Origin of the sequence: Tabrizicola piscis (assembly GCF_003940805.1) — a bacterium.
In the GTDB taxonomy this organism is placed as follows: domain Bacteria; phylum Pseudomonadota; class Alphaproteobacteria; order Rhodobacterales; family Rhodobacteraceae; genus Tabrizicola; species Tabrizicola piscis.
The window spans coordinates 1,323,964-1,347,359 of sequence record NZ_CP034328.1; the positions used below are offsets into that span (position 1 = coordinate 1,323,964).

General features: G+C 63.7%; 23 protein-coding genes. 13 read left to right on the forward strand and 10 right to left on the reverse strand.

The window, feature by feature from the left end:
* Window positions 1-28: 28 nt before the first annotated feature.
* From EI545_RS06345 to EI545_RS06380, 8 genes are all read left to right on the forward strand, one after another.
* A complete protein-coding gene (locus tag EI545_RS06345) occupies window positions 29-2,233 on the forward strand; it encodes an RNA degradosome polyphosphate kinase (protein WP_125324684.1) in 2,205 nt (734 codons plus the stop codon).
* Between the two features lie 105 nt (window positions 2,234-2,338).
* On the forward strand, window positions 2,339-3,892 hold the full coding sequence (locus tag EI545_RS06350; RefSeq protein WP_125324685.1) for a Ppx/GppA family phosphatase: 1,554 nt from the start codon (window positions 2,339-2,341) through the stop codon (window positions 3,890-3,892).
* The gene (locus EI545_RS06355; protein WP_125324686.1) at window positions 3,892-4,506 is read left to right on the forward strand and encodes a VOC family protein; all 615 of its coding nucleotides are present in this window, start codon (window positions 3,892-3,894) and stop codon (window positions 4,504-4,506) included. Before EI545_RS06350 ends, EI545_RS06355 begins: the two co-directional genes overlap by 1 nt.
* Window positions 4,503-4,985 (forward strand): GNAT family N-acetyltransferase, encoded by a 483-nt coding sequence (locus EI545_RS06360; protein WP_125327269.1) that lies wholly within the window; start codon window positions 4,503-4,505, stop codon window positions 4,983-4,985. The genes EI545_RS06355 and EI545_RS06360 overlap by 4 nt, the downstream gene beginning before the upstream one ends.
* Window positions 4,986-5,019: 34 nt before the next feature.
* The gene (locus EI545_RS06365; protein ID WP_125324687.1) at window positions 5,020-5,733 is read left to right on the forward strand and encodes a molecular chaperone DjiA; all 714 of its coding nucleotides are present in this window, start codon (window positions 5,020-5,022) and stop codon (window positions 5,731-5,733) included.
* Window positions 5,730-6,785, forward strand: a complete 1,056-nt coding sequence (locus EI545_RS06370; protein ID WP_125324688.1) for an endonuclease/exonuclease/phosphatase family protein — start codon at window positions 5,730-5,732, stop codon at window positions 6,783-6,785. The genes EI545_RS06365 and EI545_RS06370 overlap by 4 nt, the downstream gene beginning before the upstream one ends.
* Window positions 6,786-6,816: 31 nt before the next feature.
* Window positions 6,817-7,203 (forward strand): AAA+ family ATPase, encoded by a 387-nt coding sequence (locus tag EI545_RS06375; protein WP_245990315.1) that lies wholly within the window; start codon window positions 6,817-6,819, stop codon window positions 7,201-7,203.
* 317 nt (window positions 7,204-7,520) lie between these two features.
* The gene (locus tag EI545_RS06380; RefSeq protein WP_164517235.1) at window positions 7,521-8,369 is read left to right on the forward strand and encodes a class I SAM-dependent methyltransferase; all 849 of its coding nucleotides are present in this window, start codon (window positions 7,521-7,523) and stop codon (window positions 8,367-8,369) included.
* Here the strand turns inward: EI545_RS06380 and scpA are convergent.
* Entirely contained in the window at window positions 8,366-10,495 is a 2,130-nt protein-coding gene (gene scpA, locus EI545_RS06385) for a methylmalonyl-CoA mutase (protein WP_125324691.1), read from the reverse strand. The two genes, EI545_RS06380 and scpA, sit on opposite strands and share 4 nt — an antisense overlap.
* Before the next feature lie 80 nt (window positions 10,496-10,575).
* Here scpA and EI545_RS06390 point away from each other — a divergent pair, with 80 nt between their 5' ends.
* Window positions 10,576-11,025: a DUF4174 domain-containing protein gene (locus EI545_RS06390; protein ID WP_125324692.1), complete on the forward strand. Its 450-nt coding sequence runs from the start codon at window positions 10,576-10,578 to the stop codon at window positions 11,023-11,025.
* A 2-nt stretch (window positions 11,026-11,027) separates the two neighbouring features.
* On the opposite strand, the gene EI545_RS06395 is transcribed toward EI545_RS06390, so the two are convergent.
* The 6 genes from EI545_RS06395 to EI545_RS06415 all read right to left on the reverse strand — a co-directional run bounded on the left by EI545_RS06395 (window position 11,028) and on the right by EI545_RS06415 (window position 16,533).
* Window positions 11,028-13,028 carry an acetyl-CoA carboxylase biotin carboxylase subunit gene (locus tag EI545_RS06395; protein ID WP_125324693.1) on the reverse strand — a complete coding sequence of 667 codons (2,001 nt, stop codon included), beginning with the start codon at window positions 13,026-13,028 and terminating at the stop codon, window positions 11,028-11,030.
* 96 nt (window positions 13,029-13,124) lie between these two features.
* Window positions 13,125-13,343, reverse strand: coding sequence for a hypothetical protein (locus tag EI545_RS06400; protein WP_125324694.1), 219 nt, complete (start codon window positions 13,341-13,343; stop codon window positions 13,125-13,127).
* A gap of 313 nt (window positions 13,344-13,656) precedes the next feature.
* The gene (locus EI545_RS06405) at window positions 13,657-14,052 is read right to left on the reverse strand and encodes a hypothetical protein (protein ID WP_125324695.1); all 396 of its coding nucleotides are present in this window, start codon (window positions 14,050-14,052) and stop codon (window positions 13,657-13,659) included.
* A 186-nt stretch (window positions 14,053-14,238) separates the two neighbouring features.
* On the reverse strand, window positions 14,239-14,370 hold the full coding sequence (locus EI545_RS21760) for a hypothetical protein (RefSeq protein ID WP_281275750.1): 132 nt from the start codon (window positions 14,368-14,370) through the stop codon (window positions 14,239-14,241).
* Between the two features lie 211 nt (window positions 14,371-14,581).
* Window positions 14,582-14,995 (reverse strand): DUF6497 family protein, encoded by a 414-nt coding sequence (locus tag EI545_RS06410; RefSeq protein WP_245990316.1) that lies wholly within the window; start codon window positions 14,993-14,995, stop codon window positions 14,582-14,584.
* A 5-nt stretch (window positions 14,996-15,000) separates the two neighbouring features.
* Window positions 15,001-16,533 (reverse strand): acyl-CoA carboxylase subunit beta, encoded by a 1,533-nt coding sequence (locus EI545_RS06415; RefSeq protein ID WP_125324696.1) that lies wholly within the window; start codon window positions 16,531-16,533, stop codon window positions 15,001-15,003.
* 173 nt (window positions 16,534-16,706) lie between these two features.
* On the opposite strand from EI545_RS06415, the gene EI545_RS06420 reads away from it, so the two are divergent.
* From EI545_RS06420 to EI545_RS06430, 3 genes are all read left to right on the forward strand, one after another.
* Complete coding sequence (locus EI545_RS06420) at window positions 16,707-17,060, forward strand: DMT family protein (protein WP_125324697.1); 354 nt, start codon at window positions 16,707-16,709, stop codon at window positions 17,058-17,060.
* Between the two features lie 74 nt (window positions 17,061-17,134).
* Window positions 17,135-18,346 carry a multidrug effflux MFS transporter gene (locus EI545_RS06425; RefSeq protein WP_125324698.1) on the forward strand — a complete coding sequence of 404 codons (1,212 nt, stop codon included), beginning with the start codon at window positions 17,135-17,137 and terminating at the stop codon, window positions 18,344-18,346.
* A gap of 60 nt (window positions 18,347-18,406) precedes the next feature.
* The gene (locus EI545_RS06430) at window positions 18,407-19,801 is read left to right on the forward strand and encodes a helix-turn-helix domain-containing protein (protein ID WP_125324699.1); all 1,395 of its coding nucleotides are present in this window, start codon (window positions 18,407-18,409) and stop codon (window positions 19,799-19,801) included.
* Here the strand turns inward: EI545_RS06430 and EI545_RS06435 are convergent.
* The 3 genes from EI545_RS06435 to betI all read right to left on the reverse strand — a co-directional run bounded on the left by EI545_RS06435 (window position 19,798) and on the right by betI (window position 22,379).
* Window positions 19,798-20,037, reverse strand: coding sequence for an HP1242/YdcH family protein (locus tag EI545_RS06435; protein ID WP_125324700.1), 240 nt, complete (start codon window positions 20,035-20,037; stop codon window positions 19,798-19,800). The two genes, EI545_RS06430 and EI545_RS06435, sit on opposite strands and share 4 nt — an antisense overlap.
* Before the next feature lie 109 nt (window positions 20,038-20,146).
* On the reverse strand, window positions 20,147-21,796 hold the full coding sequence (betA, locus tag EI545_RS06440) for a choline dehydrogenase (RefSeq protein WP_125324701.1): 1,650 nt from the start codon (window positions 21,794-21,796) through the stop codon (window positions 20,147-20,149).
* On the reverse strand, window positions 21,786-22,379 hold the full coding sequence (gene betI, locus EI545_RS06445) for a choline-binding transcriptional repressor BetI (protein ID WP_125324702.1): 594 nt from the start codon (window positions 22,377-22,379) through the stop codon (window positions 21,786-21,788). The genes betA and betI overlap by 11 nt, the downstream gene beginning before the upstream one ends.
* Before the next feature lie 83 nt (window positions 22,380-22,462).
* Between betI and choX the strand changes: the two genes are divergently transcribed.
* The gene (gene choX, locus EI545_RS06450) at window positions 22,463-23,392 is read left to right on the forward strand and encodes a choline ABC transporter substrate-binding protein (protein WP_125324703.1); all 930 of its coding nucleotides are present in this window, start codon (window positions 22,463-22,465) and stop codon (window positions 23,390-23,392) included.
* The last annotated feature ends 4 nt before the right edge of the window (window positions 23,393-23,396 follow it).

The following is a 23,396-nucleotide window of genomic DNA, read 5'->3' on the forward strand; positions in this document are numbered from 1 at the left end:
GTCACGAAGCGCGCGGCATAACCCGGCCATGACCCAAGCAGATTTCCTTAAATCGCCCTTCCCCGCCCCGGTGGACCTCCCCTTCGCCGAGACCGCCGGGCCAGCGCGCTACTTCAACCGCGAGCTTAGCTGGCTGGCCTTCAACTGGCGTGTGCTGGAAGAGGCCGCGAACCCCGCAGTGCCCCTGTTGGAACGCCTGCGCTTCCTGTCGATCAGCGCCACCAACCTGGACGAATTCTACACCGTCCGCGTGGCCGGCCTGCGGGCGCTGGTGCGCACCGGCAATGCCACGCTGTCGGAAGATGGCCGCAGCCCGGCAGAACAGCTCCACCTGATCAACGCCGACGCCCGCCGCCTGATGCAGACCCAGCAGACCACCTTCAACCGCCTTCGGCGTGAGATGGAGGCTGAGGGTATCAGCATCGTCCCCCGGTCCAAGCTTACGGCACGCGACCTCAAGCATCTTGAGGCGCATTTTCTGAACAACGTGTTCCCGGTGCTTTCGCCGCTGGCCATCGACCCGGCACACCCGTTCCCGTTCATCCCGAACACGGGCTTCAGTCTGGCGCTGGAACTGGAACGCAAGACCGATCACCGCAGCCTCAAGGCCCTGCTGCCCATTCCCCAGCAGATCGCCCGCTTCGTGCCCCTGCCCGGCAAGCCGGGCGAGCATCGGTTCCTGGCCTTGGAAGAGCTGCTGCTGCTGCACCTTGGCATGCTGTTCCCCGGCTATTCCGACAAGGGCCATTGCAGCTTTCGCGTCCTGCGCGACAGCGACCTTGAGGTCGAGGATGAAGCCGAAGATCTGGTGCGCGAGTTCGAGACTGCGCTGAAGCGCCGCCGCCGGGGTGAAGTCATCCGCCTCAAACTGTCGGCGGGTGCCCCGGAAACCCTGCGCGCGCTGATCATGGAAGAACTCGCCGTCACCGAGGATGAGGTGGTGGAGGTCAAGGGCCTCCTTGGCGTGGCCGATCTCAAGGAACTGATCCTGTCCAGCCGCAAGGACCTGATGTGGCCACCCTTCACGCCCCGCGTGCCGGAACGGGTGCAGGACCACGACGGCGACCTTTTCGCCGCGATCCGGCAAAAGGACATGCTGCTGCATCACCCCTACGAAACCTTCGACATGGTGATCCGCTTCCTTGAACTCGCGGCGCGCGACCCGAACGTGCTGGCAATCAAGCAGACGCTGTACCGCACCAGTTGGGACAGCCCCGTGGTCAGCGCGCTTTGCGAGGCGGCCGAGGCGGGCAAGTCGGTGACGGCACTGGTCGAACTCAAGGCCCGGTTCGACGAAGCGGCGAACATCCGGCAAAGCCGCCGGCTGGAACGCGCCGGGGCGCATGTCGTCTACGGCTTCGTCAACTACAAGACCCACGCCAAGATCAGCACCGTGGTCCGGCGCGAGGGTGACCATCTGGTGACCTACACCCATTACGGCACCGGGAACTACCACCCGATCACCGCGCGCATCTACACCGACCTCAGTTTCTTCACCTGCGATCCGGCCTTGGGCCGCGACGCGACCAAGGTGTTCAACTACCTGTCCGGCTATGTGCAGCCCGAAGGGCTGGAAAACCTCGCCATCTCGCCCACCACGCTGAAGCCCCGCCTGCTGGAACTGATCGCCGCCGAGGCGGATCATGCCCGTGCCGGGCGGCCGGCGGAAATCTGGGCCAAGATGAACTCGGTCATCGAACCGGATGTGATCGACGCGCTTTATTCGGCAAGTCAGGCCGGGGTGAAGATCAGCCTTGTGATCCGCGGCATCTGCGGCTTGCGGCCCGGCGTGAAGGGCCTGTCCGAGAATATCCGCGTCAAGTCGATCGTCGGACGGTTTCTGGAACACAGCCGCATCGTCTGCTTTGGCAGCGGCCACGGCCTGCCGTCCCGCAAGGCGCGGGTGTTCTTCTCCAGCGCCGACTGGATGGGCCGCAACCTGACCCGCCGGGTCGAAACCCTGGTCGAAGCGCATAACCCCACCGTCAAAAGCCAGATCCTAAGCCAGATCATGGCGGCAAACCTTGCGGATGAGGCGCAAAGCTGGGTCCTTGCCCCGGATGGCAGCTACACCCGCGACCTTGGCCCAAGCGACGGTCATCTGTTCAACTGCCACCAGTTCTTCATGGAAAACCCCTCGCTTTCGGGCCGGGGAACGGCGGGCGCGAAGGATGCACCGCGTCTGGTTTCCGGCAAGGATGACGAAGCTGCCGGGGCGCCTGCAGGACTTTAGACCACGCGATCCGAATTGCGTCGAAGGAACCAGTCCTTTGCCCTATGGTTGACCACGCGCAAGGGGACCGTCACGATGCGGCCGCAAGACCAAGGGGATTCTGACATGGCAGCCGATGGACCCGCGCCCTTGACCGAGGACGACGATGACGGCCCCTTTGGCCGCCCGCTGTTCGATGACCCCTCGGCCCGTGCCCTGTCGCGCGTGGGGGTGGTGGACGTCGGATCAAACTCGGTCCGGATGGTGGTGTTTGACGGGGCTGCGCGCAGCCCGGCCTATTTCTACAACGAAAAGATCATGTGCGGCCTGGGCAAGGGCCTTGCCGAAACCGGCCACCTGCACCCACAGGGTCGCATCCGGGCGCTGGCCGCGCTGCGCCGCTTCGCCCTGCTGGCCGAGGGGATGAAGATCTCTCCCCTCACCGTCGTGGCCACCGCCGCCACGCGTGAGGCGACCGACGGGCCCGAATTCCAGGCCGATGTTCTGCGCGAAACCGGCCTGCGCCTGCATGTCATCGACGGCGATGAAGAAGCCCGGCTGTCCGCGCAAGGGGTGCTTCTGGGCTGGCCGGACGCCAAGGGCATTGTCTGCGACATCGGCGGCAACTCCATGGAACTGGCCCGGATCGGCGACGGCAAGGTGGGCAAACGCGTTTCCACCCCACTGGGCCCGTTCCGCTTGCAACAAATCTCATCCGACCCGAAGAAACGCCGCGACCATATCGGCAAGGTGCTGCGCGACGTGCAAGCGGTGCTAAAGTCCAGCGGTGAACGGATCTATCTGGTCGGCGGCAGTTGGCGGGTCGTGGCCCGGCTGGATATGGAGCGACGGAATTATCCGCTGACCGTGCTACACGAATACCGGATGACACCCAAGGGGCTGGATGACACGCTGGACTGGCTGGCAGGGGCCGATCTTGCCGTGCTGCGGGGCCGGACCGGGACCAGCGCCGAACGGATGGAACTGGTCCCTCTGGCCTGCGAAGTCCTGCGCGAGCTGCTGGAGCAGTTCAAGCCGTCGGAAATCGATGTGTCGGCCTATGGGATACGGGAAGGACTCCTCTACGAACACATGCCGGAAAAACTGCGGGCCCGCGACCCGCTGATCGAAGCGGCGCGGATGGCCGAAGTGGTGCAGGCCCGCATCCCGGGCTTTGGCAAGAAGCTGTACGATTTCCTGCTGCCCCTGTTCCCGGATGCCGACAAGGCGAAACTGCGCCTGATGAAGGCCGCCTGCCTGCTGCACGACACGACATGGCGCGCCCACCCCGATTTCCGGGCCGAGGCCTGCTTTGACAATGCCACCCGGGCCAACCTTGGCGGGCTGGACCATCCCGGCCGGGTGTTCCTTGGGCTGGCCCTACTGCACCGCTACAAGAACAGCCGCTCCGGCTCGCGCTTGGAACCGATGTTCCGCCTGCTCAGCGAAGACGAAATTCAGGCCGCTGAGGTGCTGGGCAAGGCCATGCGGTTCGGGGCGATGTTTTCGGTCGGCGATCCCGCCAAGGCGGGGCGGCTGATCTGGCATCCAAAGAAACGCCAGCTGGAGCTGGAGCTGACCCCCGCCGGTGACGGCCTGTTCGGCGAGGTGGCGCAAGCGCGGTTTCAGTCGCTGGCGCTGTCGCTGAAGGCCGAAACCCGCGTCACCCGGGCCACCTGATGCTGCGGCTTGATCATCTCGCAATCGTCGCCGGGCGGCTGGAAGACGGCGTGGCCGCCGTGGAAAGCCTGCTTGGCGTGCCGATGGCGGGCGGGGGCAAGCACCCCTTGATGGCCACCCACAACCGGCTGCTGGGGCTTGGCGACCTCTATCTTGAGGTGATCGCGATCGACCCTGAGGCCCCGGCCCCGACCCGCCCCCGGTGGTTCGACATGGACAGTTTCCGCGGACCACCGCGCCTTTCCAATTGGGTGGCGGCCTGTGATGATCTTGCGGCCGAAGTGGCGCAGGGGCCACAAGGCATCGGCACTCCCATCGCGCTGCAGCGCGGGGATTATCGCTGGCAGATGGCCGTGCCCGAGGATGGGCGACTGCCCTTTGACGGTGCCTGCCCTGCGCTGATCCGCTGGGAAGGAACCGCGCATCCAGCCCGCGCCCTGCCCGACACCGGGCTAAGGCTTTCGCGGCTGGAGATTGCGCACCCACAGTCCGCCGCCTTGCGCAAGGCGCTGGCCGGGCGGCTGCAGGACCCCCGCGTCGTGATCCTTGACGGGCCGGTCGTGGCCCTTCGCGCCACCATCGATACACCGGAAGGTCCACGCGAACTATGCTGATCCGCCTTGCAACTGCGGCGGACGCTGCAGCAATCGCCACCCTCTGGAACCCCTACATCCGCGACACGCCCGTTACCTTCAACGCCGCCGAAAAGTCCGCCCTGGACGTCGAGCGGATGATCGAGGATCGAAACTCGCTTGGCCATGCAACCTTTGTGGCGACGGACGGCGACCTGCTGGGCTTTGCCAGCTACGCACAGTTTCGCGGCGGGGTGGGTTATGCCACCTGCATGGAACACTCGATCCTGCTCGCACCCGATGCGCGGGGCAAGGGGGCCGGGCGCGGGCTGATCAACGCCGTCTGCGCCCATGCAGCGGCGGCAGGGGCGCATCAGATGATCGGCGGCGTCTCGGGCGAGAACAGCGAAGGCCGCGCCTTCCACGCCGCCATGGGCTTTGCCCATATCGCGACCATCCCCGAGGCTGGCTTCAAGTTCGGCCGCTTCATCGACCTTGTGCTGATGCAGAAATTCCTCTGACATCTGCCCCCGGCGCAGGTAAGCTTGCAGCATCATGTCGATCTGGACCCGCATCGCCGAAGCCTTGTCCGCCCTTGCCAAGGGTGAACCGCTGTCTGTTGTCTTTGACCGGCTGCTGCGCGCGCCTGCCCCCGAACAGTCGGTCGGCTTTACCATCGCCGTACTCGCACTGGGTGCCAAGATGGCCAAGGCCGATGGCACCGTCACGCGCGACGAGGTGACCGCCTTCCGCCGCATCTTCACCTTCCCCGAAGGCGAAGAGGCTCATGCCGCCCATGTCTTCGACCTTGCACGGCAGGACATCGCGGGATTTGACGCCTACGCCCGCAAGATTGCCCGGCTGTTCAACCCCGAAGGCCAGCGCATCTGCGCCGACGATCACCACGTTCTGGTCGATATCCTTGAGGCGCTGTTTCAGATCGCCATCGCCGACGGGTCCTATCACGCGGGCGAAGATGCGTTCCTTGCCCATGTGGCCGACGAATTCGGTCTGGACGAAGCCTGTTTCCGCATCGTCCGGTCACGACTGGTCGAAGGCGCACCGCGCGATCCTTATGACGTCCTCGGCCTGCCGCGCGATGCCAGCAAGGAAGCCGCGCGCAAGGCGTGGAAAGACCTTGTGCGCGACACCCACCCTGATGTGATGCAGGCCCGCGGCGTCCCGCCCGAGGCGATGAAGCTGGCAGAACGCCGGATGCAGTTGATCAACGAAGCCTGGCGCGAAATCTCGACCAAGGAAGCCGCGTGACCGCGCCGCGCCCGCTTCGGTTGGCGACCTACAATGTTGAATGGTTCAACAACCTCTTTGATGACCGGGGCCGACTTCTGGCCGATGACCGCCCCTCCGCCCGCTACAAGATCAGCCGGGCCGAACAACTGGGCGCGTTGGGGATCGTCTTCTCTGCGCTGGACGCCGATCTGGTGATGGTGATCGAGGCACCAGACACCAACGGTCGCCGCTCGACCGTCAAGGCGCTGGAACATTTTGCCCGGACGTTTGGCCTGCGGGCCCGCAAGGCGATCATCGGGTTTCCCTCGGAAACCGAACAGGAAATCGCCTGCCTGTACGACCCGGACCGGCTGACAGTGCACCATGACCCCCAAGGCGCAGCCTCAACCACCCACGGTTCCACCGACGCGCCGCGCTTTGATGGCACGTTCCGCTATGATCTTGACGCCGACATGGTTTTCGAAAGCATCCGATTTTCAAAGCCCCCGCTGGAACTTGCCGTCAAGACCGCAGAAGGGGCCGCACTGCGCCTGATCGGGGTCCATGCCAAATCGAAAAACCCCTACGGTGCCGTGGGACGCGAGGCGCAGATTCGCCTGTCGATCCAGAACCGCCGCAAGCAGCTTGCGCAATGCCTGTGGCTGCGCCAGCGCGTCGAGGCGCATCTTGCCGCGGGCGAAAGCCTCGTGGTGATGGGCGACTTCAACGATGGCCCCGGGATCGACGAATTCGAAAAGCTCTTCGGTCATTCCGGGGTGGAAATCGTGCTTGGCACCACGCCCGATCCGGCTCTGCAACTGACCGACCCGCATGCCGCGATGGCCCTGCAAAGCAAGGTGGGACTTGCCCCAACCACCGCCCGCTTCTACCTCGCCCCGCAAAAGCGGTTCTTCGAGGCCCTGCTCGATTTCATCATGGTCTCGCCTGACTTGACAGCACGATCGCCGGACTGGCGCATCTGGCACCCGTTCAATGACCCCCGCGTGACCGCCGTCCCGGAACTGAGCGAAGCCTTGTTGCAAGCGTCCGATCATTTCCCGGTCACACTGGACCTGCCAGTTGTCATTTGAAATGCAGGGCACCAGCCCCCATATTGACGATATGAAACTCGCCCTTGCCCTTTGCCTCGTCGCCGCCCCTGCCTTTGCGCAGGACACGGCCCCCACCCCTGCCCCCCCGGCAGAGGAGGATGAAGGCTTCAGCCTGATGGAAGAAGGCGCCAAGCTGGTCCTGCGCGGACTGCTAAGCGAGATGGAGCCTGCCATAGATGAGATGGAAAAGGCCCTGACCGAAATCGGCCCCGCTCTGGAAGGGCTTGGGGAAGAGGTCGGCCCGAAACTGCGCCAGCTGATCGCCCTGATCGACGATTTCAAGAACTACGACGCCCCGGTGATGTTGCCGAACGGCGATATCATCATCCGTCGCAACGCGCCCTTGGTGCCAAAGCCCGAATTTGCCCCCGGTCCGAACGGCGAGATCGACCTTTGATCGCATCGGCCGATGCGCCATGCGATCACCCGGCTGTGCAAACTTGTTGTCTTTCGGGTTTTTCCTGATGATCCTAGCGCACCGCGGCAACGGCAAAGTTATCCAAGCAGTCTTGCACCAGGTCCGGTCGCACCAGGTCGAGTAAGGAAGAGGGGTGGTCCTTGCAGATTGACGAAAGCAGCTGTCCTCTCTGCGCTACGCCCGCGTCGCAGCTTCGGTCGTGGCTGAAAATCCCGATAGACGTCAAGCGGCGCACGCCGATCGACACGGGCAGTTTGGTGTGGTGCGCCCCGTGTTCTGTTGGAACCATGCGGCAAATGCCGACAGATGAGGAGCTTTTGGCAAGCTATGATCTGCCGGAGTATTACACCCATGGAAAATCACATTTCCCCCTCCTAGCACCCGGCATTGCCGACCGCGTCCTGATCAAACTTGCCTATCTGCGTGATCAGGGCCAGCTGATGAATGCCCAAAGGCTTTTGGCCCGGCACCCGGACGCCACGTCCATTCTGGACATCGGCTGCGGGTGCGGCGACTTTCTTGCCGGATTTTCTGGCGGTGAGCGGACGCTGGTTGGCGTCGATCCTGACCCGCTTGCCCGTCAGGAAGCCGCCCTCAAGGGGCTGCAGGTGCTGGCGGGCACTGCAGAAGACCTTCCGGCAGACGTGCAGAACCGGCAGTTTGACATGGTCATCCTGTCGCATGTGCTTGAACATTGCCGTGACCCGAAGGCGGCTTTGCGCAATGTCCGCAGCCTGCTTGGGCCAAGCGGTCTGTTCTATTGCGAAGTGCCGAACTGCGGTTCGATCTACTTCCAGACGCATGCCGCGATTTCGGAAATGCTGGATGTGCCGCGACACCTGCATTTCTTCACCAAGGACTCGCTCGCCCGGCTTTGCGCCCAGACTGGCCTGGACGTGATCGGCTGGAATTATCACGGCTATACCAGACACTTCGGCGGCAACTGGCGGGCCTGGGAAAACCAGATCCATGACATGTTGACCGAACGCGGGGCGGCAGGCCGCCGCCCACGGCGAACGTGGTCCAATTCCCTTCGGCTCTTGGCGCAATCGACCTTTGCGCCCCCCGAACGCAAATATGATTGCATCGGCTTCTTCGCCCGTGCGGTTCCCTTGGACGCCGAAGGCGCGCCGGCTGGCCGTTAGCCTCGGGCCTTCCGGATCAGTTCAAGAATGTCCTTCGCCGCCGCCGGAATGTTGGTTCCGGGCCCAAAGATCGCCTTGACCCCAGCGTCATACAGAAACTCGTAATCCTGTTGTGGAATGACCCCGCCACAGATGACCAGAATATCCCCGGCACCCGCCGCCTTCAGCGCCTCGACCAGTTTTGGCGCAAGCGTCTTGTGGCCGGCGGCCTGCGATGAAATCCCGATCACATGCACATCATTGTCGATCGCATCCTGCGCGGCCTCTTCCGGGGTCTGGAACAGGGGGCCCACGTCGACATCAAACCCGATGTCCGCAAAGGCGGTGGCAATGACCTTGGCACCGCGGTCATGGCCGTCCTGTCCCATCTTCACCACCAGCATCCGGGGGCGGCGGCCTTCCTCTTCCGCGAAAGCCTCGACATCCTTCTGGATCGCCTCAAACCCCGCGTCGCCCTCGTAAGCGGCGCCATAGACCCCGGCGAGCGTTTTCACCTCGGCCCGGTGGCGGCCAAAGACCTTTTCCATAGCCATGCTGATTTCTCCCTCAGTTGCGCGCGCCCGTGCCGCATCGACGGCAGCCTCCAGCAGGTTGCCGCTGTGGCCGGCGCGGCGGGTCACTTCGGCCAAAGCCGCCTCAACCCGTGCAGGGTCGCGGCTGGCGCGGATGGTGGCCAGTTTCGCCACCTGCGCCTCACGCACCGCGACGTTGTCGATGTCGCGGATGCTGATCGCGTCCTCTTTCTCCAGCCGGTACTTGTTGACGCCGACGATCACCTCATCCCCCCGGTCGATCATCGCCTGCCGCTTGGCCGCTGACTCTTCGATCCGCAGCTTGGGCATGCCGGTGGCGACGGCCTTGGTCATGCCGCCCATCGCCTCGACCTCTTCGATGATCTTCCACGCCTCTTGTGCCATCTGGTCGGTCAGGCTTTCGACGTAATAGCTGCCAGCCAGCGGGTCGATCACCCGGGTGACGCCGGTTTCTTCCTGCAGGATCAACTGTGTGTTCCGCGCAATCCGCGCCGCGAAGTCGGACGGCAGCGCAATCGCCTCGTCCAGGGCATTGGTATGCAGGCTTTGCGTGCCACCCAGCACCGCCGCCATCGCCTCATAGGCCGTGCGGACAACGTTGTTGTAGGGGTCCTGCTCCTGCAACGACACGCCCGAGGTCTGGCAATGCGTGCGCAGCATCAAGGATACCGGCTTCTTCGCCCCAAACTCGGCCATGATCCGGTGCCATAGCATCCGCGCGGCGCGCAGCTTGGCGGTTTCCATGAAGAAATTCATCCCGATGGCAAAGAAGAAACTCAGCCGCCCGGCGAAATCATCCACATCCATCCCACGTGCGATGGCGGTCTTCACATATTCGCGCCCATCGGCAAGGGTGAAGGCCAGTTCCTGCACCAGGTTCGCCCCGGCCTCCTGCATGTGATAGCCCGAGATCGAGATCGAGTTGAACTTCGGCATCTCCTTGGCGGTGTATTCGATGATATCCGCGACGATCCGCATGCTGGGTTCCGGCGGATAGATATAGGTGTTCCGCACCATGAACTCTTTCAGGATGTCATTCTGGATCGTCCCCGAAAGCGCTGCACGGGGGACGCCCTGCTCCTCACCCGCGACGATGAAACTGGCCAGAACCGGGATCACCGCGCCGTTCATCGTCATCGACACGCTGATCTTGTCCAGCGGGATGCCGTCGAACAGGATCTTCATGTCCTCCACGCTGTCAATCGCCACCCCGGCCTTGCCGACATCGCCCACCACGCGCGGGTGGTCGCTGTCATAGCCCCGGTGCGTGGCCAGATCGAAGGCCACCGACACGCCCTGCTGCCCCCCCGCAAGCGCGTTGCGGTAGAAGGCGTTTGATGCCTCGGCGGTCGAGAACCCCGCGTATTGCCGGATGGTCCACGGGCGGCCCGCGTACATCGTCGCCCGCACGCCCCGGGTGAACGGGGCCAGCCCGGGCAGGCTGTCCATATGGGCCAGACCCGCCGTGTCAGCCGCCGTATACAGCGGTTTGACGGCGATCCCCTCCAGCGTGTTCCAGGTCAGGCTGTCCGGCCCGGCCCCCTTCAGGTCTTTCGCGGCCAAGGCTTCCCAGGCTTTCAGATCATCGCTCATGCTGTTCCCTGACCGATGCGTCGCATCGTCCCTTTTGAAATTGCCGTCGTGCGCCTATATCGAAAGGAAAGAGAGGCCAGATGAGACCCTTGCACGCGCTTGTTTTCGCAGCCCTTCTGCCCTTGGCCGCAGTGGCCCAGGACAGCCCGGTCGAAACGCCGGTCTTCGGACCGGTTTCTGCGGCCGATGTCGTGTTTGACGAACAGAAATTCGTCAAGCGACCCGTCGTCGTCTTCGCCGACAGCCCCAATGACCCCAGTTTCATCCGGCAGATGGACCTGCTGGCCCGCGCCTACCCTGACCTTGAAGAACGCGACGTCCTCCTTGTCACCGACACCCACCCCGAAGCGGACAGCGAATGGCGCCACAAACTGCGGCCGCGCGGGTTTTCGCTGGTCATCATGGACAAGGACCTGCGCCCCGTCATCCGCAAGCCCAACCCCTGGACCGTGCGTGAGATTACCGCCGCCATCGACAAGCTGCCCCTGCGTCGGCAGGAAGTGCTGGAACGGAACCCGGCAGGGCGCTGACATCACTCAAATTCCAGAATGATGTCGTCAACCCGCAGGCTGGCACCCGCACTCGCGCGGACGGCCTTGACCACGCCGGTGCGTTCGGCCTTCAGGATGTTCTCCATCTTCATCGCCTCCACCGTGGCCAGCGCCTGACCTTCCTGCACTTCGTCCCCCGCTTCGACGTTGATCCGCACGATCAGGCCGGGCATCGGGCACAAGAGGTACTTCGACGTATCCGGCGCCGCCTTTTCCAGCATCAGGCCGGCCAAGGCGTGCTGGCGCGGGGTGCGAACGTGGACCTTAAGGTCAGCTCCACGCAGGCGCATCCGGAACCCCATGGGGATCTTCGCAACCTTGATCGCGATGGGCTGGCCGTCCACGGTCAGCCGGGCCAGCGGTTGGCCCGGTGTCCAGTCTGATGCGACGCGCAACGCAGCGCCATCCGCGAAGGTCACCGTTGACCCGTCAGGATCGGCGGCGACCGTCACCGGGTGCTCCGTGCCTTGCAGGCTGACCACCCAGGCGTCACCGACGCGGCGTTCGTGGTTGTCCATCGTGCCGGAAATTCGCGTGCGCCGGATCTCGGCCACCCGGTTCATCGCGGCGGCGGCCGCTGCCACACGGCGCAGCGTGTCGCCGTCCAGCGTCGCCCCCTTGAAGCCGTCGGGATATTCCTCGGCGATGAAGGCCGTCGTGATGTTGCCGGATTGAAAGCGCGGATGGTCCATCACCGCGCCGACGAAGGGCAGGTTGTGGCCGATGCCCTCCACCTCGAACGTGTCCAAGGCCAGACGCATCTCGTCAATCGCGGCGGCGCGGGTCGGGGCCCAGGTGCACAGCTTGGCGATCATCGGATCGTAGAACATGCTGATCTCACCGCCTTCGAAGACGCCGGTATCGTTGCGGACAATGCCGGTGGCCGTGGCCCCTTCGACGGGCGGGCGGTAGCGAGTCAGACGGCCGATAGATGGCAGGAAGTTGCGGTAGGGGTCTTCGGCGTAAAGCCGGGATTCCATCGCCCAGCCGTTGATCTTCAGGTCTTCCTGACGGAACGGCAGAGCCTCGCCATAGGCCACGCGGATCATCTGTTCGACCAGATCGACGCCGGTAATCAACTCGGTCACCGGGTGTTCGACCTGCAACCGGGTGTTCATTTCCAGAAAATAGAAATTCCGGCTGCCGTCGACGATGAATTCCACCGTCCCCGCACTGGTGTAGCCCACGGCCCGGGCAAGGGCGCAAGCCTGTTCGCCCATCGCCTTGCGGGTTTCGGGGTCAAGAAAGGGGCTGGGGGCCTCTTCAATGACCTTCTGGTTCCGGCGCTGGATGCTGCATTCGCGTTCGTGCAGATAGACGGTGTTGCCGTGCTTGTCGGCCAGCACCTGAATTTCGATGTGGCGGGGTTGTGTCACGAATTTCTCGATGAAGATGCGGTCGTCGCCGAAACTCGCCGCCGCCTCGTTCTTTGACGACTGGAAACCCTCGCGCGCCTCGGCATCGTCAAAGGCGATGCGCATGCCCTTGCCGCCACCGCCCGCACTGGCCTTGATCATCACCGGATAGCCGATCTGGGTGGCAATCTTCACCGCCTCATCCGCGTCGGCGATCAGGCCCATATGGCCGGGCACGGTGGACACCCCCGCCTCCATGGCCAGCTTCTTCGACGTGATCTTGTCGCCCATGGCTTCGATGGCAGGGGATGGCGGGCCGATGAAGACCACGCCCGCCGCCTCCAGCGCTGCGGCGAAGTTCATGTTTTCGCTCAGGAACCCATAGCCGGGATGCACCGCCTCGGCCCCGGTCGCCTTGATCGCGGCCATGATCTTGTCGATCACGATATAGGACTGTGCGGCGGGGGACGGGCCGATATGCACCGCCTCATCCGCCATCTTGACGTGAAGCGCGTGCCGATCCGCGTCGGAATAGACCGCGACGGTCTTGATGCCCATCTTGCGCGCCGTCTTGATCACCCGGCAGGCAATCTCGCCCCGGTTGGCGATCAGGATCTTCTTGAACATCGGTTTCCCCTTCAGACGCGCAAAAGCAAAGGACCACCCGGGCGATTGGCCCGGATGGTCCTTGCGGTTGGTAGAAACCGCCCGAAGGCGGCGAGATCAGTAGCCCGAGTTACAGGGCGGCAGGCCAAGTTCGATGCCGCAGGACGCAACGCCTGCAAGGCCGCCGATGACGGCGCCGGTAAGCATGTCACTCTTGGTGGCATCGGCGATGACGGCGCCCGCAGCGGCACCCGCAAGCCCGCGCGACGTGGGGTCCTGCATGCAGCCGGCCAGCGGCGTTGAGAGAAGTGCGAAAAGGATAAGCGACTTGCGCATGGATGACTGCCTCGATGGTTTGTTGTTATTGCGGCGGATTCTACCGCAATATCCGCAATTTCAAAGCAGAATTTCACACCGCGCACGCAGTCGGCACCGCGCGCTGCGAAAGGGAACGGTCCGGCCTGGGACGGGCCGGACCGCAGGGAAGGGGTAGGGGTATTACTGTAATTGCGCCGGCTGCAGCTATGCTCACCTTGGCCGACCTTGAAACAATGCCGCGCCGCTCCATGCATTGCAAACACATCAGAAACGAGCGCTGCGTCCTGAGCGAAAGCTTGCCAGATGACATGGGCGGTTGGCGCGTTCATGCCTATTCGTCCTCGTCTTCCCAGTCGTCCGCCTCGATCCGGGGCGCGTCGGGGGCGAAAACCTCCGGGAAGGCGGCCTCGGCGCGGCGGCGATCGATGCGCAACAGCGCGTCATAGCTGGACGGGTTGAACGGGTCTTCGGCGGGCACAACCTCGCGCCCGAACAGCCAGGACAGCCGGCCGGCATCCAGATTGCCACGCTCGAACGGCTCTTCGCCGAAGTGCTGCCAAAGCGCGCCCATGAAGGCCGCGTCGGCCAGCCGATCCACATGCTTGCGGTCCTTGTACCGTTCGCGCGCGATCAGCTTTGTCGGGCCATCCTTCTTGTTGGCCCGGCGAATGGTGAACTGAAAGTCGGTTCCGGTAAGCCTGCCGGGAAATCCGCGGTGCTTCAGCATCTGTCCTGTCCTTTGCCATGTCGACCGGACGGACCGATAAGCGAAAACAACGCGATAGCCCATAGGGCTGCAAATCTGCGGAAAAAAGGGATCTTTGGGCGATCGAGCGTCTCAGCGCCATTTGCGCTGGCCGGGATCAGGTGGGGTGCGGGCCCTGTCAGCGAACGCCGACAGGCCCGCGCCGAATTATTTGTACTTGCCGGTTTCGGTCGGCTCGACAGTGATCGGCTCGACCATGACTTCTTCTTCTTTCTTGGCGCAAGCAGCCAGGGCAGCGCCCATAGCGAGAACCAGAATGATACGTCCGCTCTTCGACATCCTCTACTCCATCTTTCTTGGGGCGCTTTTTCGGCACCTGCGTGCACCAGCCCCCGATCCGCGTTTCTGGCCGCCAGAATTCGGCCTGCGCCAACATTACCCGAACCGGGCAAGGAAGCACACAGGCGGTGAACCAAGGTCTCGACCTGTTGTGTTCCTACATCAGCGCCCATGGCCTGACCAGTCGGAAAAATTGACCCCGCGCCCCGCATCAGAACGCCGCCAGAATGCAGGTGCCATCGGTCACTTCGAACGCCTCGAAGAACTGCACGACGTCGGGCGCAGCCTCGCCAAACGGCACGTCCTCCCCGGCAAGCGAGATGATGATCTGCTGCGGCTCCGGCACCATCCCGTCGATCCGGGCCAGCGCATAGGTGTCGCACAGGGCCTGCATGTCATCGGCTGATGCCGGGATGTCCGCCTCGGTCAATCCGGGTGCCAGAAACCGAAACCGCGCCGTCGCGCCGTCAGGGCCGGGCACGTTTGTCACCACTTCAATCAACCGCACCTCCCGCCCCGAAGGGACCGGGATCGCATCCGCCGAAGGCTCAGCCTCGTCGCAGCCGCCTGCCGCGGCAAGAACCGTGAACAGTGTCGCGATGGAAAGGCGATGGAGGACTGACATGGGGCCTATAGAGGGATATTATCGTGTTTTTTCCAAGGGTTGGCCAGCTTCTTCCCCCGAAGTGAGGCAAAGGCGCGGGCAACCCGGCGGCGGGTGGAATGGGGCATGATCACCTCGTCGATAAAGCCCTTTTCGGCGGCGACAAAGGGATTGGCAAAACGGTCCTCATAGTCCTTCACCCGGGCGGCGATCTTGTCGGCATCGCCAAGCTCGCTGCGATACAGGATCTCGACCGCGCCCTTGGCCCCCATCACCGCCACTTCGGCCGTGGGCCAAGCATAGTTGAAATCGCCCCGCAGATGCTTGGACGACATCACGACATAGGCCCCGCCATAGGTCTTGCGGGTCAGCACCGTCACTTTCGGCACCGTCGCCTCGGCATAGGCGAACAACAGCTTGGCCCCGTGCTTGATGACACCACCATATTCCTGCCCCGTCCCCGGCAGGAACCCTGGGACGTCAACCAGCGTCAGGATCGGGATCTCGAACGCGTCGCAAAACCGGACAAAGCGCGCGGCCTTGCGGCTTGCATCAATGTCAAGGCAGCCCGCCAAGACCATCGGCTGGTTCGCAACCACGCCAACCGACTGGCCCTCCAGCCGAATGAAGCCAGTGATGATATTCCCGGCAAAGGCCGCCTGGATTTCGAAAAAGTCCCCCTCATCCGCGATCTTGCTGATCAGTTCCTTCATGTCATAGGGCTGGTTCGGGTTGTCCGGCACCAGCGTGTCAAGGCTGGGCTCGACCCGCGCCGGATCGTCGAAGAACGGGCGAACCGGGGCCTTCTCGCGGTTGTTGAGCGGCAGAAAGTCGATCAGCCGGCGGGTTTCGGCCAGCGCCTCGACATCGTTTTCAAACGCGCCATCCGCCACCGAGGATTTGCGGGTGTGGGTCGCCGCGCCGCCCAACTCCTCAGCCGTCACATGTTCATTCGTGACCGTCTTCACCACATCCGGCCCGGTGACGAACATGTAGGAACTGTCCTTCACCATGAAGATGAAGTCGGTCATCGCGGGCGAATAGACCGCCCCCCCGGCGCAGGGCCCCATGATCAGGCTGATCTGGGGGACCACGCCCGAGGCCATCACGTTGCGCTGGAACACCTCACCATAGGCGGCAAGCGACCCCACGCCTTCCTGAATCCGCGCGCCGCCGCTGTCGTTGATCCCGATCACGGGGGCGCCATTCTGGATCGCCATGTCCATGATCTTGCAGATCTTCGCGCCATGGGTTTCCGACACGGACCCGCCGAACACGGTGAAATCCTGCGCAAAGACATAGACCATCCGGCCGTTGACCGTGCCCCAGCCGGTGACGACGCCGTCGCCTGCAGGGCGCTCGGCCTCCATCCCGAAATCGGTGCAACGGTGGGCGACAAACATGTCGAATTCTTCAAAGCTGCCTTCGTCCAGCAGCAATTCGATCCGCTCCCGCGCGGTCAGCTTGCCCTTGGCATGCTGGGCCGCAACGCGTTTTTCGCCGCCTCCGGCACGGGCGGTGGCGCGGCGAGCCTCAAGCTCGTGCAGGATATCTTTCATGGTTCCCCCCAAGGGCTTTGGCGGGCAGATTAGGCGAAGCGGGGGTGTCAGAGAAGCACGAAACAGAAAATTTGCAAACTCTCTGCGCATCACTGCTGTCAAATCGCAAATCTGCAAAATCTGGCGCAGATCTCACCGGGGCTTTATGCAAGGCAAAACCCTGTGAGGATCCCATGACCACCCTGCCCGTGCCCCTTGTCACCATCGGCCTGCTGCTTGCGTCGAACGTCTTCATGACCTTCGCCTGGTATGGCCATCTGAAATTCAAGACGACGGCGCTGGTGACGGTGATCTTCATCAGCTGGGGTATCGCGTTCTTTGAGTATCTCCTGATGGTCCCCGCCAACCGGATCGGCCACGGCTACTATTCCGCTGCCGAACTGAAGACGATTCAAGAGGTCATCACCCTGTCCGTCTTTGCAATCTTCTCCGTGTTTTACCTGAAAGAGCCGTTGATGTGGAACCATCTGGTCGGCTTTGCCTTCATCGCGGCGGGGGCGTTCTTCATCTTTCACAAATGGGCCTAAGGGCAGCTTTTCCGCACCCTGCCCTGTGCGCCAGCGCGGTAGACAAACCTGCGTTGCAGGCGTAGCCCAAAGGCATGCAGAAAACCCCCCGTTTCCTTGACCGGACAACCCCGCCCAAGATCGTCACGCTGATCCTTCTGGCCGGGCTGTCCGCCCTGACCATGAACATCTTCCTGCCGTCTCTGCCCGGGATGGCCACCTATTTCGGCGTGCCCTACGGGTTGATGCAGCAATCGGTGGCCCTCTATCTGGCGCTCTCGGCGGCGTTGCAGATCGTGATCGGCCCGATCTCTGATCGCTACGGACGCAGGAAGGTGCTGATCGTGTCGCTGATCCTGTTCCTGATCGCCACGGTCGGCACGCTGTTCGCCCCCAATGCAACGGTCTTCCTGATCTTCCGCATGGCACAGGCGGTCATCGCTTCGGGCATGGTCCTCAGCCGCGCCATCGTGCGGGACATGGTGGCCGATGCACAAGCCGCCAGCATGATCGGTTATGTCACCATGGGGATGAGCCTTGTTCCCATGATCGGCCCGGTCATCGGCGGGGTGCTGGATGATCTTTACGGCTGGCACGCCAACTTTGCCCTGCTTCTGGTGCTGGGGGCGGGTGTCCTTGCGCTCGTCTGGGCTGACCTGGGCGAGACGGCGACCCTGCGCCGCGTCAGCCTGATGGATCAGGTGCGGACCTATCCGGGTCTTCTCACCTCACGCCGGTTCTGGGGCTATACGCTGGCGGCGGCCTTCGCGTCGGGCTGCTTCTTCGCCTATCTCGGCGGCGCGCCCTATGTCGGCGACAAGGTCTACGGCCTCTCCTCGACCGAGGTTGGCGCGCTCTTTGCCCTGACCGCCATCGGCTATGCGGCGGGCAACTTCTTTGCCGGGCGGTTCTCGGTGCGGGTCGGGATGAACCGGATGATCCTGATCGGCACACTGGTCACCACGGTGGGCCTTGCCGTGCTGGCCCTGTTGACGCTGGCGGGGCTGTCGGGGCCGGTGGTATTCTTCAGCCTGACCGTGTTCATGGGCATGGGCAACGGCATCTGCCTGCCCAATGCCAATGCCGGGATGCTGTCGGTCCGGCCGGAGCTTGCCGGCACCGCCTCGGGCCTTGGCGGGGCGATCCTGATCGGCGGGGGCGCGGCGCTGGCGTCCCTCGCGGGCGTGTTGCTTGGCCCGGGGTCCAGCGAGATGCCGCTGATCCTGCTGATGCTGACCACCTCTGTCGCCTCGGTCATCGCGATCCTCTTCGTCATCCGCCGGGCCCGCCAGATCGGCGCCTCCTGAATCCATAGTTGACGCGCTGGCTTTGCAAAGCCACGGTTCGCTTTGCAAAGGGGGGCGGGAATGGCCACGCAGAAACTGTATGCCGGCGTGAAGCTGCGCGAGATCCGGGGACGCCTTGGCCTGACGCAAAAGGCCTTTGCCGACAAGCTGTCAGTGTCCCTGCCCTATCTCAACCAGATGGAAAACAACCACCGCCCGGTCTCTGCCGCCGTCGTGCTGGCGCTGGCGCAAGAGTTCGGGCTGGACGTGACCGAACTGACCGTGGGCGAAAGCGAGCGCCTTGTCACCGACATGCGCGAGGCGCTGGCTGACCCGGTGTTCACCACCCCGACCCCCGCCGTTGCCGACCTGCGGCTGGCCGCCTCAAACGCCCCGGCGCTGGCCCGCGCGTTCCTTGACCTCCACCGCGCCTATCGCCAGACACATGAACGCCTCGCCTCGCTGGATGAGGCGCTGGGGCGTGAAGATGCCAGCCTCCGCCCCTCGGCCTGGGAGGAAGTGCGGGACTTCTTTCACTATTGCGACAATTACCTTGATGCGATGGACCGCGCCGCCGAACACTTCGCGGCCTCGGCCATCAACGGGAAAACGGTCGAATCCGCCGCGCAGGACTTGCTGCGCCGGTCCGGCATCAGTTTGCACTATTCCGACAAGGCGCCCTTGCGGCACTACGATCCCCATGCCCGGCGGCTCGATATCTCCGCCCGCGCCTCAGGTCCGTCACAACGGTTCCAGCTGCTGCATCAGGTGGCGCTTCTGACCCAGAACGACCTCTTGGAAGCCACGCTGGACCTTGCCCGCTTTTCCACGCCCGAAGCCCGCGACATCGCCAAGATCGGTCTGGCCAACTACTTTGCCGGGGCCGCCCTGCTCCCCTACCGCGCCTTTCTGGCCGCCGCCCAAGAGGTGCGGCACGATCTGGAACGCCTCGCCGACATCTTCGGTGCCAGCATCGAACAGGTCGGCCACCGGCTGTCCACCCTGCAGCGCCCGGGTGCCAAGGGCATCCCGTTCTTCTTTGTCCGCGTCGATCAGGCCGGAACGATCACCAAGCGCCACTCCTCCACCCGGTTGCAGTTCGCCCGTTTCGGCGGCGCTTGCCCGCTGTGGAACGTCCACCGCGCGTTCGAAGCGCCGGGCCAGTTCCTGCGCCAACTGGCCGAAACGCCGGACGGGGTGCGCTATCTGTGCCTTGCCCGTGATGTGTCGAAACCGGCGGGGGCCTTCCTTGCCCCCGTCCGCCGCTATGCCATTGGTCTGGGGTGCGAAGTCCAGCACGCCGCGCAGATGGTCTATGCCGACGGGCTGGACCTGAAAGGCCGGTTCGAACCGATCGGCATTTCCTGCCGGATCTGCGAGCGGACGAATTGCCACCAACGGTCTGTCCCGCCGCTGGAGGGCCGCCTGCGGATCAACCCCAACGCCCGGGACATCCTGCCCTACGAAATCGCCTAGCCCTTCTGCAGCGCTGCCTGAATCCGGTCCTTCAACTGAAGGCGGGATTTGCGCAGCACTTCTTCCTCGGCATCGGTCAGCAGATCCAACCGGGTTTCGGCCCGGTGAATCTTGTCGTTCACCGCGTCATAATCCACCAAAAGCTTGGCGAAATGCGCATTGGCAACCTTCAACGCGCTGATCTTCTGCGCATCGGCAGGAAATTCGTCATGCAGCGTGTGCGGTGTGTTGGACATCGGGCCTCTCCTTTGACTGTCAGGTGCAGTCTACCGGAAGGCCCAGCGCCCAACCTTGACAGGGATCAAGGTTGGACGGCTATCGCTGGCCCGACTAACGCTTACCCGTCTAGCGCTGCGCCGTGCGCCAGTTCGGATTGACCCAGGCTTCAAGGTTGGATGCCGGCAGTGGCGTGCGCCCAAGGATGTGGTCAGCCGCCTTTTCCCCAACCATGATCGACGGCGCATTCAGGTTGCCATTCGTCACCTGCGGGAAGACCGACGAATCCGCCACCCGCAAGCCTTCAACGCCGATCACCCGACATTCGGGGTCAACCACCGCCATCGGGTCAGATGCCCGCCCCATCCGCGCCGTACCGCAGGGGTGATAGGCGCTTTCCACATGCTCGCGCAGGAAATCATCCAGCTGGTCGTCCGTCTGCACGGCAGGCCCGGGCTGCAATTCGTCCTTGATGTAAGGCTTGAACGCCTCCTGCCCGAAGACTTCCCGGGTGAGGCGGATGCAGCTGCGGAAGTCCTCCCAATCCTCGGGGTGGGACATGTAGTTGAACCGGATGACCGGCGAATCGGCTGGGTTGCCGGACCGCAGCGTGACCGACCCGCGCGATTTTGACCGCATCGGGCCGACATGGGCCTGAAAGCCATGGCCCGATGCCACCGCCTTGCCGTCATAGCGCACGGCAATCGGCAGGAAATGATACTGGATGTCGGGATAGTCGACCCCGGCCTTCGACCGGATGAAGGCGCAAGCTTCGAACTGGTTCGATGCCCCCGGACCCTTACCGGTGAACAGCCACTGGGCCCCCACCCAAGCCTTGCCCCAAAGGTTCCAGTACTTGAACAGCGTGATCGGCTGGCTGGCCGAAAACTGCATGTAGATTTCCAGATGGTCCTGCAGGTTCGCGCCCACGCCGGGCCGATCCGCAATCACCTCGACCCCATGCTCGCGCAGATGCTCGGCCGGGCCGATGCCGGACAGCATCAGCAGCTTCGGTGTGTTGATCGACGACGCCGCAAGAATCACCTCACGCCCGGCGCGGATGACCTGCACGTCACTGCCGCGCTGGATCTCCACGCCGACAGCGCGCTTGCCCTCCATCACGACGCGGCGGGCAAAGCCGCGCACGACCTGCACATTCCCCCCCGCCACCGCAGGTTTCAGATAGGCATTGGCCGCCGACCAGCGCCGACTTTTCCAGATCGTCGCCTCCATCGGGCCAAAGCCTTCCTGCTGCTGGCCGTTGTAGTCAGCAGTGACCGGATAACCTGCCTGTTCCCCAGCCTTGATGAAGGCATCAAACAGCGGGTTGCTGCGGCTGCCCCGGGTGATGTGCAGCGGACCATCCGTGCCCCGGAACTCTGGCCCCGACCCGCCATGCGAATGTTCCATCCGCTTGAAATAGGGCAGCACATCGGCATAGGCCCAGCCATCCGCCCCCATCTCGGCCCAGGTGTCATAGTCGCGGGCATGGCCCCGGACATAGACCATCCCGTTGATGCTGGACGACCCGCCAATCACCTTGCCCCGCGGGGTCGCAAGGATGCGGCCGCCCAGATGCGGTTCGGGTTCGGTGGAAAACCCCCAGTCGTAAAGCGCCATGTTCATCGGGTAGGACAGCGCGCCCGGCATCTGGATGAACGGCCCGGCATCAGACCCGCCATGCTCGATCACCATCACGCGCTTGCCAGCCTCGGCCAGCCGGTAGGCCAGCGCCGACCCGCCCGAACCGGCCCCCACGATCACATAGTCAGCGTGCATCCCCTGCCCCCCGCAGCAGTTCCGCCTCAAGCAGCCGAAGCGCCAGCTCCACCGCCGCCGCCCCGTCCGGCGGCCCGGATTTCAGAACCTCGCGCAGGTAAAGCCCGTCGATCATCGCCCCAAGGCTTTCGGCAATGGCCGGCGCGCGCGCCCCCGCCAAAGGGCGCAAGGCCGATGTCAGGTTCGATTTCAGCCGCCCCTGATAGATCGCCAGCAGGCGCTTGGCCTCGGGCACGCTTTGCGCCAGCACCCAGAAGTTCAGCCAGGCGCTGACCGCCTCGCGCCGAAAGTTTCCGGGGCTGAAGGACGCGTAGAGGATCGCCTTGATCCGCCCTTCATCCCCCTTGACCGCGGCCAGCGCGCCCCGCACCTCGGCACCGTAAAGCGTCAGGATATGCCGCATCGCCGCAAGGAACATCTCCTCCTTCGACCCGAAGTAGTGATGCGCCAGCGCGGAAGACATCCCCGCCCGCTTGGCAATCTGGCTGACAGTCACATCCAGCGATCCAATGCGCCCGATCTCGACAATCGTGGCTTTCACCAAGGCTGCCTTGCGGATAGGCTCCATTCCAAGCTTCGGCATCGGTGCGGTCCTATAAACTACTTGCCAAACCGTATCAGCACGAAGTTTATTGACTCGTCAATCAACAAAAAACGGGGAGCCCTATGTCCATCCGCACAACCCTCCTGACCACCGCCGTCACTTTCGCACTCGCCGGTTCTGCCTTTGCCGAAGGCTGCGACAGCATCATCTTCTCGGATGTCGGCTGGACCGACATCACCGCCACCACCGCGGCCACCACCCTCGTCCTTCAGGCCCTGGGGTATGAGACCGAGACCAAGGTTCTTGCCGTCCCGGTCACCTACACCGGCTTGGCCGAGGGGGACATCGACGTCTTCCTCGGCAACTGGATGCCCACGATGGAGGCCGACATCGCCCCTTATCGTGAGGCTGGCACCGTCGACACCGTCCGCACCAACCTTGAAGGCGCGAAATACACGCTGGCCACCAATGCCGCCGGTGCAGCCCTTGGCATCAAGGATTTCGCCGACATCGCCACCCATGCCGAAGCGCTGGACAGCAAGATCTACGGGATTGAGCCCGGCAACGACGGCAACCGCCTGATTCAGGACATGATCGCCGGCGGCCCCTTCGGCCTTGATGGCTTTGAAATCGTCGAATCCTCCGAACAGGGGATGCTCGCCGAAGTCGCCAACAAGGACGCGGCGGGCGAACCCATTGTCTTCCTCGGCTGGGAACCCCACCCGATGAACGCCAACTTCGACATGACCTACCTGACCGGCGGCGACGACTACTTCGGCCCGAACCTTGGCGGTGCCATCGTCGCAACCAACACCCGCGCCGGCTATGTCGCGGAATGCCCGAACACCGGCAAGTTCCTGCAGAATCTCTCCTTCACGCTTGCGATGGAGAATGAAATCATGGGCGCCATCCTGAACGACGGCACCGACCCGGCCGAGGCCGCCAAGACCTGGCTTGCCGCCAATCCCGCCGCCTGGGAAGGCTGGCTGGACGGGGTGACCACCAAGGACGGTGGCGACGCCAAGGCCGCCGTCATGGCAGCTCTGCAGTAATGCG